The organism is Candidatus Eremiobacteraceae bacterium (assembly GCA_035710745.1).
GTDB lineage: Bacteria > Vulcanimicrobiota > Vulcanimicrobiia > Eremiobacterales > Eremiobacteraceae > JANWLL01.
Map to the genome: position 1 here is coordinate 241,338 of DASTCX010000004.1, position 13,742 is coordinate 255,079.

Consider the following 13,742-nt stretch of genomic DNA (forward strand, 5'->3'; position numbering starts at 1 on the left):
GCGACGACTTGGAATAAGACAACGTGCGACGACTTCGCCGAAGATGGGTGGTCCTCGCCGCGGCAGCCGCCGCGGTTTTGGCGGCGATAGTCCTCGTCCTCGTCATCCCGCCCGCTCGCAACGCAGCCGCGTTCGCCGCGCTGGACGCGGCGCTTCACGCGCGCGGTTTTTCCTTACATACGAAGACGCTGCGGATCGCGTCGTCGAAGATCGAGGCGGCTGGCCTCGAGATCGACGACCGGAGCGGCTCGCCGTTCTTCACGGCGGATAAGATCGCCGCAACGCTCGATCCGGCGGTCTGGACCTTACGCAGCGACCGGCGCTACGGGCTCGTCACCCTCGAGCTCGTGAAACCCGTCATCCACATCGTCCGCTATGCAGATGGATCCTACAACTATGCGCCGTTGCTCGGCGCGCCGTCCACAGCGCTCGGACCGCCGCCGCTTCCTTATCATCTGTCGCTCGCCATTCGTGCCGGCGAGCTCGATTTCGAAGATCCCGCGGCAGCGTCGCCGATCGGCAGACGCTTTCACATCGAGAAGATCGCCGGATCGGGGCAACTCGAGACCGGTTCGCTGAGTTCGCTCGCCTTCACGGGCGCATACATCGCCGGCCCAGGTCGCGTACCATTGACGCTCGACATCCGCGAGTACGACGCGCAGCGGTTCGCACAGACGACGCTGCGCGCCGACAAGATCGACGTCGCGTCGATCGTCGACGGTCTCGTGCCGACCAAAGCGTTCTCCATCGAAAGCGCGACCGTTAGGCGGCTCATGCTGCGAGCATTCTCGATAGGATACGACCCGGCGTACGGGCCCGATTGGCAGATCTCCGGATCGGGAGAACTGACGGACGGCGCATTTCGCGTGCTGCCACTCACGGCCCCGATCGCTCATGTCTCGGGGCGGCTCGCGTTCGCCGGCGGCGAGCTGACGAGTCCGCAGCTCACGGGGACGCTCGAAGGCGCGCCGGTGACTATCGACGGCGGCCTGCGCTTGCTCCACGGCGTCACGCTCGCGCTCGCCGTTCATAGCACGCAATCGCTCGAGAACATGCGGCACGCGCTCGCGTTCGCGACGAAGCTCGACATCGTCGGGCCGATCGGCATCGACCTGCGCGTCAACGGGCCGCCGGCAACCGTCGACGTCGCAGGCCGCTACGTAGCACCGGCGATCGTGTCGTACGGCGGCGTACCGGTGACGTCGCTCGCAGGCACGGTGTTCTACTCGGGCGGGCACCTGACGTTCCCGATCATCGCAGGTGTCTACGATAGTGGTTCGGTCAACGCGCAAGGAGAGGTCGACCTCAGCGCCGCGCCGATCACCGGCACGTTCGACGTGCTCGCGACCATACCGTCGGACAAACTGCCGATCGCGGCGAACGTCGAGCCGGGCGGCGTCGCGAGCGCGCTCGTGTCGATGAGCGGACCCCTTGCGGCGATGCGCGGAGTAGGCTTCGCGCAAGTCGACGGCAAGGACGGCGGCACGTTCCGCGCGGCATTCGACGCCGGTCCGCAGCGGTTTGCGATCGGCCCCGCGATCATCGACGATCCCGGCGGCGGTCAGCTCATCGCGAGCGGCGCGATCGATCGCACGACGCCTGCGCGGATGATCCAAGGTGTGGTCGTCGCGCGCTCGGCCTCGCTCCACTCGGTCGCGGCTTCGCGGTCGCTCCCCGGCGTGAACAAAGCGGCACCCATCACGCTGCCGGCAGTCGACGGATCGCTCGACGGCACCATCGTCGTGCTCGGCGACGAGCGTTCGCCCGACGTCGCGATCGACGCGACCGCGCACGACCTCGTCGTCGGCGGTGCGCGGCTCGGGCGCGCGACGATCGTCGCAACCGGCCGTGGCGGTGAGGTCCACATCGCGCGCGCGACGATCGACGGCCCCGATGCTGCGATGGAGGTCGCTGGCGACGCCGTCATCTCGCCGAAATCCGGCCGCTATGCCGCCGTGCTGAAAGGCTCGGGCAATGCGGATCTCGCCGCTCTCGGCGGCGCTTCGGGCATCCACGCGCTTCGCGGCAACGCGCGAGGCGGATTCACCGCCGCGCTCGGCGGCGGGCATTGGACGGTTGCCCTCGACGCATCGAGCGCGGATGCCGCCGTCGGCGGCGTGCGCGTCAGCTCGCTCGACGCGAGCTTCGGCGGAGGCGGCGGATCGGCGACGGATGTCTACGCAGGCCGCGTCGCGACCGCCGGCGGCGTCCTGTCGGGGATGGGAACGGTCCCCGGCAACGGTGCGAGCGAAAAAGGCGATCTGAAGATCTGGACGGATGCTCTCGATATCGGCGCGATCGCGCCGGCGAGTTCCGGCATCAAAGGCGGTAGCGCGATCGGCGAGGCGACGATCGGCGGCACGCTCCGCGCACCGCGGATCACAGGTGCAGCCTCGGTCTATCGCGCTCAGATCGCCGGGCGCAGAGTATCGGGTGATCTCGAGGTGAGCTACGGGGCCGATCGCCTCGTCGCCAGCGGCGTCCGATTCGGAGTCGGCGGGGGCTTCGTTTACCTCGACGGTTCGGTCGGCAAACTCGGACCCGACCGGCCGATGGGCGATGCGACACTCGACCTCGCCGCGTCGATGCGCGAAGGCGATCTCGGCGCGCTCGCCGACCGCTACTTGCCGTCGAACGTGAAGTTGCGCGGTACGGTGGCTGCAGCGCTTCGCGTCGACGGCACGGTCGCAGCTCCGCACGCGGTCGGCGATGTCAGTGCCGGCAGCGGCACGCTGCAGGGCGTCACGTTCGAAGATCTGCGCGGGTCGGTCGACGCATCGGCGAGTTCGGTCCAAGTCACCGGCGGCAAAATCGGCGTCGGCTCATCGCACTTCGCATTCGGCGGCAGCCTTTCACGCTCGATCGCGAGCGTACGCGCGTCGAGTGCCGACGTCGATCTCTCCGACTTCAACGATTTCTTCAACGGCTATGACACGCTCGAAGGTCGCGGGAGCGCTCAGGTCGCGTTCGAATCGACGCGCGGCGGCATCATCGGATCGGGTAACGTCAATCTCAAGGGGACCTCGGTTCTCGGATTTCCGCTCGGTACCGTCGACGGCGATTTCTCCGGCCAAAGCGATCGATTGCTCCTCAATGTCCGGCAGAACGGCGAAACCGGCACCTCGGATCTTCGCGGCAGCATAACGTTCGCCCAAAGCCGCAACGCGCTGCCCGACTTCAGCACGGCGTTCTACGACATCGCGGGCCGGATACGCGGCGCAGATCTCGGGCGCATCATGCCGGTGATCGGCAAAGAGAATCTTGGATTCACCGGGGTCATCGACGCCGACGGTTATCTGCGCGGCCGGCCGTCGGCGCCCGCAGGCCGCGTCACGTTCGCGCTGCACGACGGTCATCTCGGCAAGGTGGCGATCGACAACGCGTCGGGCAGGATCGACACCGACGGCAAGACGTTCTCGCTCCGTTACGCGTCGATCGCGTTGCCGTTCGCCCAGATCACAGGACAAGGAAGCGTCGGACCCGCCAAGCGCATCGCGGCGACGGCGACGATCAACGCGACCGACCTCGGGCGCGTGCTCGAGCTCGCCGGACATCCGGGTCTCGCGAGCGGTTCGGCGCTCGCGAACGTCAGCGTCAGCGGGTCGCTCTCGGCGCCGCACGTCACGACGAACATCGTCAGCGGAAAAGGCGCCGCTTTCGGCGTTCGGTTCGACCGCATCACCGGTCGCGTCGGCTACGCACCAGGTGAAGTCGATATCGCCGATGCCGAAGTGGATCTATCGCGAAATCGCGGCGTCATCACGATCGGCGGAACGCTGCCGCTCCAGCTCGAGCCGTTCGGACTCGGCCCGAAGACGCGTCCTATCAACCTGAAGGTGGCGGCGAAGTCGGTCGACCTGAGCGCCTTCGATGGGATGACGTCGCGTTACGCGGCGATGACGGGGACGGTCGACGTCAACGGCGCGGTGACGGGCACGGCCGGCAGGCCGCTGCTCTCAGGTTCCGCGCAACTCCGCGATGCGAGCATCACATCGCCCTTCGAAACCGTGCCCGCGGAGCATCTCAACGCCGACGTCGCGCTCGATCGCGACACGCTCACCGTCTCGAAAGTCCACGCGGATCTCGGCCGCGGCACGCTGTCGGGCGGCGGATCGATCCACATCATACCCGCGGTCGGTCTCTTGAGCGTCGCCGGCATCCAGTACACCTCGCGTCTCCATCTGCGCGACGCGCAGATCGACGTCCCCGACTGGACGGCCGGCACCGTCACCGGCGACTTGCAGGTCACGAAATCGGGAACGACGCCTTTTGCGACCGGCGACATGACCCTCGACGACGGCACGATCCCATTCGCTGCGATCTACAGACTTGCATCGGGTTACGGAAGCGGACCGGCGCCGGAAAGCGGTCCGATACCCGGCGTGCCGGAGCTGCTGCCCGGCCACATCGTCGTCTATGGAGGCAGCGTCTTCGGCGAGGGCGGGCCGTACGTGCTCGGTGGACCGCCGAGCAAGAAGCAAGCAGCAGCTGCCAGGCCAAAACTGCCATCCGTCGACCTTTCGATCAAAGCGAGCGCGGGAAAGAACGTGCGAGTGCACGGCGGCGCCATCGACCTCACTGCCGGCGGCGGCGTGCTCATCGCTGGCAACCTGCGCGCGCCGACGCTCGCGGGAGAGTTCTCGGCGACGCGCGGCCAGATCGGCTACTTCGACACGAATTTCCGGCTCGAACGCGGCGTCGTGACCTTCGACCCGACCGAGGGCCTGCTGCCGACGCTTGACGTCAGGGCGACCACGAATCTGAGCGGCGCGGAGATCACGCTCACCGTCACCGGCCGAATCGACAACCTCCAGACCGAGCTTTCGTCGAATCCGTCGATGTCGCGCGATGACATCGTTGCGACGCTGCTGCACGCGCCGCAAGTCCAGTCGGTCATCAGTTCGACGCCTGGCCAGGCGCAAACGGCGCTCTACGCCGAAGCGCAGTCCTACTTCAACGCGCAGTTGACGCGCTCGCTGCTCTTCCCGGTCGAATCGCTGCTCGCGCAGACGATCAACGTCGAGCAGATATCGCTCATCTACGACCAGCAAGGACGGGTGAACGTCGAAGTCCGCAAGTTGGTGACGCCGACCGTGTACGCGATCTATCGATCTTCGCTCAACGTCCCCGTCACGCAGACCGCCGGCGTCGCGTACAGCCTGCGCGATTACGCCGACCTCGAGATCTTGCAGACACAGTCGGCGAGCGGTTTGCAGCAAGCGACGCTGAATCTGCGCCTCACGTTCCACTAGCGTCCCAGGGGAGGAAACCGAGCGGAACCGTGGGAAAACAACTCGCGTTTTCAGCTCAGACATCGGCCTCGTTGCTCCCTAGGGCGAAGGAGGACCCGGCTGCATTACACCGCGGTCGGTCCGGTCATGCCCATCGGTCAGTCCCGAGGCAACGCGACGGCCGCCGGGACGCCGCCTAGCCACCGAAGATGAGGAGCGCCTTTCCATTGGTCCTAATTCTGCGAAGCGCAGCGGTCGCGATTGTCGTCGCCATCGCAGCGGTCGTCGCAAATCCGGTGCAAAGCCCGGCTTCGCTGGCGCCCATCGTCACGGCCATCAACGTGCGCGGCAACGCGCACGTCCCCGTCGATAAGATAGCTGCGGTCGTACGCAGCCAAGTCGGCGCTCCGCTCGACACGAAGCAAGTCGCCAACGACCAGAACGCCATCCTCGGGCTCGGCTACTTCACCGACGTCAAGACCGACATCCGGTCGACGCCGGGCGGTGTGAGCGTCAACTTCATCGTCATCGAAAACCCGGTCGTGTCGAAGATCTTCTTCACGGGCAACGCGCACGTCACATCCGACATCCTCGGTGCCCTCATGGACACGACCGACGGCAGCGTCCTCAACACGAACACGCTGCGCGACGACGTGCAGAAGATCAACTCGTACTACGACAAGCTCGGCTACACCGGCACGCGTCACGTCCAGAACATCAAGATCGATCGCGACGGCACCCTTCGGCTCGACATCAAGGAAGGCGTCACCGTCGCGAAAGTGGCCGTCACAGGCAATACGATCATCCCGACACCGGCCATCATCGGCGTCATGAAGACGAAGCCCGGCGTCACGTACTCCGACCAGACGTTCCAAGACGACCTGACCGCGATCAACAAGCTGTACAAGGACATCGGATTCTCCGCCGCCGTCGACGGCGGTGCCGATCCGAACGATCCCGGCGTCGTCAACGTGACGATCTGCGAGTATCGCATCGGCGCGATCGAGATCCAGGGCAACTCGAAGACGAAGGACTACGTCATCCGCCGGCTCCTGCGCCTCCACCCAGGCGATCTCATCAGCGACAACCGGCTGCGCTACGACTACGAGCAGATAAACAACACGCAGTTCTTCAAATCGGTCGATGCGTCGTTCAAGCCGTTCGGGACCAAGTGCGGCATGGTGACGCTCGTCTGGACCGTCGTCGAGCAGCGCACCGGCAGCGCGAACTTCGGCGTCAGCTACTCGGGCGGCGGCACGTACGGCCAGGGGCTCGCTGCGAACATATCGTTCTCCGAGAACAACCTCAACGGCACGGGCAACGGCGCGTCGATCGGCTTCCAGCGCGGCCAGTACATCAGCGACATCACTTTCGGCGTCACGGTGCCGTACATCCACAAGTTCAAGCCGGATTCGGTCTCGTTCTCGATCTTCAACAACGACATCAACAACCAGCCGTACCCCGTATATAAAGAAGCAGGCAACAACCCGTTCTATTCGATATCGCCAGGGGGCGGCACCATCCCGTCGCCGCAGTTCGGAACACCGGCGCCGTCAGGACCTTGCATCGCCGGCGGCACGCCGTGCGGCGGTCTGTCGGCCGGCTACTCATCGCGGCAGGCCGGCGCGCAAGTCGGCTTCGGACACCCGGTCGCCTACTTCACGCGCGTCAGCTTCGGCGTGAGCGCGACGCGGTTGTTCCAAGGCTTCACCGCGAACGGATTCAGCCAGAGCCTGCTCGACCTGCGCTCGGCGCTCATCTCGCCGAACAACTTCGGCCAGAACATCGGCGGTTCGCCGGTGAAGAACGGCGTCTCGAACCTGCGCACCGTCTCGCTCGGCATCAATCGCGACAATCGCGATGACGTCGTGTCGCCGCGCTTCGGCGGCACGTCATCGCTCGCGAACGAGGTGTCGCTCCACGGCTTCGGTTCGGACTACCAATACGACAAGTCGGACATCGACCTGACGCGCTTCTATCCGGTGCGCCAGCACTCGACGCTCGCCGCGCACTTGAATCTCGGGTTCTCGAGCGGCGGCGCGACGCTGCCGTACAACACGCTCTTCAGCCTTTCGGACCAGCAGCTGCGCGGCCAACGGTACGTGTTCTACGGCGATCGCGAGATCCTCGGCCAGCTCGAGCTTCGGATCCCGGTGACGCCCGACAAGAAATTCGCCATCGCGCTGTTCACCGACACCGGCGACGCTCCGTACGTCACACCGGTCGTCGGTCCGTCGCCATCGCCGACGCCGACGCCGCCGGCCGGACCGCACTCGCCGTTCAAGCCGGGGCCGCAACCCGTCGTCACGTTCGTCGAGGCGCCATTCCACTTGAAGACGGACTTCGGCATCGGCATCCGCGTGCAGACGCCGCTGCTGCCGGGCCAAGCGCTGCGCCTCGATTTCGCGACCGGCCAGAACGGCGCGCACGTATCGTTCGGCATCGGCCAATCGTTCTAACCGCCGCTCGCGCGGGCGCATCGCGGCCGCTCGAGCGTACAGCCGCGCGCCGCGGCTGCCTACTCGACTAGGGAGAAGAGGGAACAAGGGCATCATGGACATCCAACGACAAGCGTCGACGAGACCTGCGAAGGTCCGTCGAGCGCTCATCGCCGCCGCGGCGGTCATGGCGCTCGTGCTCGCGCTGACGCCGCAAGTGCTCGCGACCGACGTCGCCGACATCGGCATCGTCGACCAAGCGGCGATCGGGAACTTGAGCCAGTTCCAAGCCGCGAAAGCGCAGCTCACCCAGATCCAGCAGCAGCTTCAATCGCAGTTCCAATCCGCGATCAAAGGCAAGAGCGCGGCCGATCAGCAGCGCATCTCGACCGACTTCCAGAACCGGCTCGCTAACGCGCAGCATCAGATCTTCGACCCGCTGCTCGGACGCGCGAACGCGGCGATCGCTCAGGTCGCGGCGAACAAAGGCCTCAGCGTCGTCGTCGACAAGCAGATCGTCATCTTCGGCGGCCTCGACATAACGAAGGACGTCACCGACCTGCTCAACCAGCCGGGTCAGGTCGTGCCGCCGGTGAACACGCCGGCGCCGTCCGAGATCGGCTACGTCGACCGGTCGCAGATCGACGCGCTGCCGAAGATGAAGGCCGCGAGCGACCAGTTCGTCCAGTTCCAGAACACGCTGCGCCAGAGTCTGTCGTCGCAGATCAACAACAAGACGCCGGTCGACCAGCGGCAGAAGATCCTCGCGCAGTACCAGAGCCAGATGTCCGACGAGCGCACGAAAGTGCTCCAGCCGATGGTCGACCAGACGGACAAAGCCATCTCGACGGTCGCGAAGTCGAAGGGTCTGCTGCTCGTCGTCAACGCCGAGAACCGCGTCTACGGCGGCACGGACGTGACGGCGGACGTCGTCAAGGCGCTTCAATAGTAATGTACGGCTCGCAGTCGCGCACGGCCGCCCGCGGATTCGCGGTGCTGGCGCTTGCGCTGACCGCGCTGCTCGGAATCGGGTGCGCCAAGACCGCAGAGATACTCAACTCGCGGCCGGCCGCGCACGGCATCGCCTACGTCGACATCGACAAGGTCGTCCAAGCCCATCCCCTCCATCCCGAACTTCAAGCGCTCGAGGATCAGATCACGCTGCTCAACGCGCAGTCGGTCTCGGCCCCGCAGGCGGTGACGCCGGCGCAGCGCGACGCGCAGGCGGGGCTCGAGAGAGATCTCGCGGCGGCCGAAGCGCAGTTCGAGCAAGACATGCTCCACAAGCGCCAATTCTATCAAGCCATGGAGCAAGAGGCGCTCGCGAAGATGTATGCCGGCGGGACTCCATCGGCGACGTCGGGCGGCGTCGTGAGCGACATGCAGCGCCAGTTCGCCGTACAGATGCAAGAGCTTCAAGCGTCGGGTGCTAAGACGCTCGAGGCGTATCGCACGTCGCTCTTCAAAGAAGACACGGCGCACCTCAAGAGCGTGCAGCGGCTGCTCGCGGCCGATGTCGCCGCGAAGGTACGCGCGAGAGAATCGGAGCTCGTCTCGAACGAGACGACGTATCAAGTGCAGCTCGCCCATCAGGACCAGGATCAGCGGCTCAACCTCAAGACGAAGCTCGAGAACCTCTCGCTATCGCCGCAAGACCGCTCGCAGTATGCGGCGCAGCTCCAAGACATCGAGACGCGTGAAGAGTTCCTCACGAACCAGCTGAAGACGAAGGACAACGCAGCGCTCTCCGCTTACGAGAAGACGCTCCAGAGCCAGGCGGCCGCGCGCTTCGACGCCGAACGGACGGCGACCGAGAAGCAGACGAGCCAGAAGCTCGCGTCGCGTGAGACCGAGATGAACGTCGAGTTCCATCAGCAGGCCACGGCGCTGAGCCAGAAGTTCAATCAGCGTCTCACCGACGTCAACAAAGCGATCGCGAGCGATCCCGCGCTCCAGCAGAAAGCGCAGGCGATCCAGAACCAGACGTCCGCGAAGTTCGAGGCGGATGCGACCGCCGCGATGGCGTCCTATCGCGACACCCGCAAGGCGCTCGTCGAAAAGTACAGCGCGATCGCGCACATGCAGTTCCAAGACGACCAGGCGATCCAAGCGCAGATCGACGGCATCGCGTCGCAGCGCCGTGATCTCTACGCGAAGATTCTCGATCAGGTGCAGCAGCAGGTCGGCGAAGTCGCGCAAGCGCGCGGCATCGCCATCGTCTTCGATTCGGTCGCGGGCTCTGGGAGCGCCGTCGACCTCACCGACCAAGTGGCGAAAGCGGTCGCCGCGCTACCGTCGGCGACACCGTCGCCGGCACCATCCGGGGGATAGATGCGAACGTACTCATACGGCCTGCTCTTCGCCGCGTGCGTGGCCAGCGCGCTCTTCGCGGGCGGCTGCGCAGGTCAGCGCTCGAAGATAGCGGTCGTCAACATCGTGGCGATCGAAGCGAACTGGCCGAAATTCCAGAACTATTCGAACCAGCTGCAGGCGAGCTTCGCCGCGATCGAGGGCAGCAAGATGCCGGCATCGCAGAAGCAGCAGCAGCTCGCACAACTGCAGGGTCAGAGCAAGCGCTGGCAAGACGAAGTGACGAACGACTTGCGTGCCACCGTGTCGACGATCGCCAAGGGCCGCAACTATGAGTTCGTCGTGACGCGCGAGGGCGTGGCGTACGGCGGCGATGACATCACGACCGACGTCGAAAAGGCGATGAGCATCCCGACGGCTTCACCCTCGCCCGCGTTCTAGACCCAGGCGACGTCGTGCAGCGCGCCCGCACGGTTGAGGAGCTCGCCAAGGCGGCGGGCGCGGCCGTCGTCGGCGACGGCGCCATCCTCATCGAACGCATCAGCTCCGTCGACGACGCCACGGCCGGCGCGCTGACCTTCGCGGTCGATGCGCGTTGGGTCGATAAGGCGATCGCGTCGCACGCATCTGCCGTCATCGTACCGGGGACCTCGCCGGAAGTCGACCGCCGCGACAAGACGCTGCTCGTCGCGAGCGACGTCCGAGCCGCGCTCGCGGCGATGCTCGCGGTCTTCGCACCCCCGCTCCCTCGAGGCGAATCGACGCACGCGACCGCCGTCGTCGCATCCGACTGCGTCCGCGGCAAGGACGCCTGGATCGGACCGGGCGTCATCGTCGAGAGCGGCGCGTCGATCGGCGACGAAGCGGTGCTGCTCGCCGGCGCATACGTCGGCGCCCACGCGTCGATCGGCAAACGTACGCTCCTGCACCCGCACGCGGTCGTGCTCGATCATTGCATCGTCGGCGACGATTGCATCCTCAACGCCGGCTGCGTCATCGGTGCCGACGGTTTCGGTTTCGTCCGCATCGGCGAGGAGCACGTGAAGATCCCGCAGATCGGCAACGTCGTCGTCGGCGATCGCGTCGAGGTCGGGGCATGCGCTGCGATCGATCGAGCGGTCACCGGTTCGACCGTCGTCGGATCGGGGACGAAGATCGACAACCTCGTGCAGATCGGGCACAACGTGCAGATCGGCGAGAACTGCGTGCTCTGCGGTCAGGTCGGCGTCGCCGGCAGCGCGAAGATCGGCCGCGGCACGACCGCCGCCGGACAAGCCGGCATCGCGGGGCATCTCGAGATCGGCGAGTATTCGCTCGTGCTCGCGCAAGCAGGCGTCACACATTCGATACCGCCGCACTCGCGCGTATCGGGCTTTCCTGCGCAGCCGCATCGCGCGGTGATGGAACAGCAGGTCCTCCTGCGCAGGCTGCCTAAACTCGTCGAGCAAGTGCGGGCGTTGATGGATGCGGTGACCGAGCTCCGTAAACGTCGGTAGCTCGTCCGCACGCGGTGATCGTGGAATACCAGCATACACTCGCCGACGAGATACACCTGTCCGGAGTCGGCCTACACACCGGCTGCGAGGCAAATCTGACACTTTCGCCCGCGCCGGCAAACGCGGGTTTTTCGTTTTCGCTCGCCGACGGCTCGCGCATACCTGCGACGCATCAGACCGTACGCTCGACCGTCCGTTGCACGACGCTCGGATCGCCGACCGCAGAGATAAATACGGTCGAGCACGTGCTCGCCGCGCTCGCCGGCATGGGCGTCGACAACGCCGTCATCTCGATCGACGCGGAAGAAGTCCCGATCATGGACGGGAGCGCGAAGCCGTTCGCCGACGCGATCGCCAAGACGGGACTCGTCGAGCAACGGGTGCCGCGCCGCATCCTCGAGCTGCGCTCGCCCTTCTGGGTGCGCGACGGCGACAAGCTCCTCGTCGTCGTGCCGGCGCCGCATTTCAAGATCAACTTCTTCGTCGCGTTTCCCGAGCCGGTCGGCAACCAGTTCCTCGAGACGCCCGCGATCACGCCAGAGTACTTCCTGCGCGAGATCGCGCCGAACCGGACCTTCGGGTTCCGCGCCGAGGTCGAAGCGCTCTACTCGCAGGGTCTCGCGCTCGGCGGGTCGCTCGACAATGCGGTCGTCATCGACCGCGACGGATACATGGGCAAGCTGCGCTTTCCCGACGAGATCGTGCGTCACAAAGCGCTCGATCTCATCGGCGACTTCGCGCTGCTCGGCATGCATCCGCGCTGCGAGGTCATCGCGCTCAAATCGGGTCATGCGCTGCACGTGACGGCGGTGCGAGAGCTGCTCGCGCCATACCGTCCGGCCGCGATCGCACGTTGAAGCGCCGCAGCATTCGCACCGCGGCGCTCAGGCCGCATCCCGGGAGACGATAGACCAGTGGCTTACGTCGACGTCCGCTCCATCATGGATATATTGCCTCATCGCTATCCGATGCTGCTCATCGACCGCATCACCGAGCTCGAGCCGCAGAAGCGCGCCGTCGGCTACAAGAACATCACGTTCAACGAGCCGTTCTTCACCGGCCACTTCCCGAACAACCCGGTCATGCCGGGCGTGCTCATCATCGAAGCGATGGCGCAGCTCGGCGGCAGCGCGATCCTCGAGCCGAACAGCCAGACGACGACGGTGCCGTATCTCGCAGGCGTCGACAAGGTGAAGTTCCGCAGGCCGGTCATTCCGGGCGACAAGCTCGTCATGGAAGTGAACGTCATGTGGGTGCGCATGAACATGGGCGGCCTTCGCGCCGAAGCGCGCGTCGACGACCAGCTCGTCTGCTCGGGCGAGCTCGCGTTCTCGATGGTGTCCGACACGCGGCTGTTCCGCCATGACGCGTCGATCTTGCACATGTAGGCTGATGTGACGAAACGCGATTCCCTCGGAGCGCACTCGCTCAACATCCATCCGACCGCGATCGTCCATCCGGGCGCGGAACTCGGGCGCGGGGTCGAGGTCGGCCCGTTCTGCCTCGTCGGCGAGAACGTCAAGCTCGGCGAGGGCACGCGGCTGCTCAGCAACGTCGTCGTCAACGGTCACACGACGATCGGCAAGCACAACGAGGTGCACCCGTTCACGGTCATCGGTGCGACGTCGCAGGACAAGAAGTATCGCGGCGAGTCGTCGCGCGTGTTCATCGGCGACCGCAACATCATCCGCGAGTTCGTCACGATTCACCGCGGCACGGGCGAGGGCTCGCAGACATCGATCGGCCATGACAACCTGCTGCTCGCCTACGTGCACATCGCGCACAACTGCCTGATCGGCGACTTCGTCGTCATGTCGAACTCGAGCCAGCTCGCCGGACACGTCACGGTCGAGGACTACGCCGGCATCGGCGGCATGGTCGGCGTCCATCAGTTCGTGCGCATCGGGAAGATGTCGTTCATCGGCGGCTACAGCAAGCTGCTGAAAGACGTGCCGCCGTACTTCATGATCCAAGGAAATCCGGGTTACGTGCGCGGCCTCAACGTCGAAGGCATGAAGCGCCGCGGCGTCGCCCGCGAAGCCGTCAACGAGCTGAAGGAAGCGTACCGTCAGCTCTATCGCTCGGAAGACCGCCGGTCTTCGGCGCTCGCGGAGCTGCGCACGAGCTTGACGACGGCCGAGGGCAAAGAGCTCATCGACTTCTTCATGCTACCGACCGAACGCGGCATCGTGACGCGGCCGACCGCCAGGCGCCGCACGAGCAACGGCCGGGCAGCGGCGACGGCCGACACGTTCGACGAGACGTAA

Annotated in this window: 9 protein-coding genes; all 9 read left to right on the plus strand. The window is 65.7% G+C overall.

What is annotated here, in order from left to right; all coding sequences use genetic code 11:
* Positions 1–23: 23 nt before the first annotated feature.
* The 9 genes from VFO25_02240 (at position 24) to lpxA (ending at position 13,742) form a co-directional block, all read left to right on the plus strand.
* Positions 24–5,252 (plus strand): translocation/assembly module TamB domain-containing protein, encoded by a 5,229-nt coding sequence (locus tag VFO25_02240; GenBank protein HET9341721.1) that lies wholly within the window; start codon positions 24–26, stop codon positions 5,250–5,252.
* A 206-nt stretch (positions 5,253–5,458) separates the two neighbouring features.
* Positions 5,459–7,690 carry a POTRA domain-containing protein gene (locus VFO25_02245; protein HET9341722.1) on the plus strand — a complete coding sequence of 744 codons (2,232 nt, stop codon included), beginning with the start codon at positions 5,459–5,461 and terminating at the stop codon, positions 7,688–7,690.
* Between the two features lie 94 nt (positions 7,691–7,784).
* Entirely contained in the window at positions 7,785–8,618 is an 834-nt protein-coding gene (locus VFO25_02250; GenBank protein HET9341723.1) for an OmpH family outer membrane protein, read from the plus strand.
* Between the two features lie 2 nt (positions 8,619–8,620).
* Positions 8,621–10,000: an OmpH family outer membrane protein gene (locus VFO25_02255; protein ID HET9341724.1), complete on the plus strand. Its 1,380-nt coding sequence runs from the start codon at positions 8,621–8,623 to the stop codon at positions 9,998–10,000.
* Entirely contained in the window at positions 10,001–10,420 is a 420-nt protein-coding gene (locus VFO25_02260; protein HET9341725.1) for a hypothetical protein, read from the plus strand.
* Between the two features lie 14 nt (positions 10,421–10,434).
* Positions 10,435–11,475 (plus strand): UDP-3-O-(3-hydroxymyristoyl)glucosamine N-acyltransferase, encoded by a 1,041-nt coding sequence (gene lpxD, locus VFO25_02265; protein HET9341726.1) that lies wholly within the window; start codon positions 10,435–10,437, stop codon positions 11,473–11,475.
* A 20-nt stretch (positions 11,476–11,495) separates the two neighbouring features.
* On the plus strand, positions 11,496–12,332 hold the full coding sequence (gene lpxC, locus VFO25_02270) for a UDP-3-O-acyl-N-acetylglucosamine deacetylase (GenBank protein ID HET9341727.1): 837 nt from the start codon (positions 11,496–11,498) through the stop codon (positions 12,330–12,332).
* 57 nt (positions 12,333–12,389) lie between these two features.
* A complete protein-coding gene (fabZ, locus tag VFO25_02275) occupies positions 12,390–12,863 on the plus strand; it encodes a 3-hydroxyacyl-ACP dehydratase FabZ (protein ID HET9341728.1) in 474 nt (157 codons plus the stop codon).
* Between the two features lie 6 nt (positions 12,864–12,869).
* Positions 12,870–13,742: an acyl-ACP--UDP-N-acetylglucosamine O-acyltransferase gene (gene lpxA, locus VFO25_02280; GenBank protein ID HET9341729.1), complete on the plus strand. Its 873-nt coding sequence runs from the start codon at positions 12,870–12,872 to the stop codon at positions 13,740–13,742.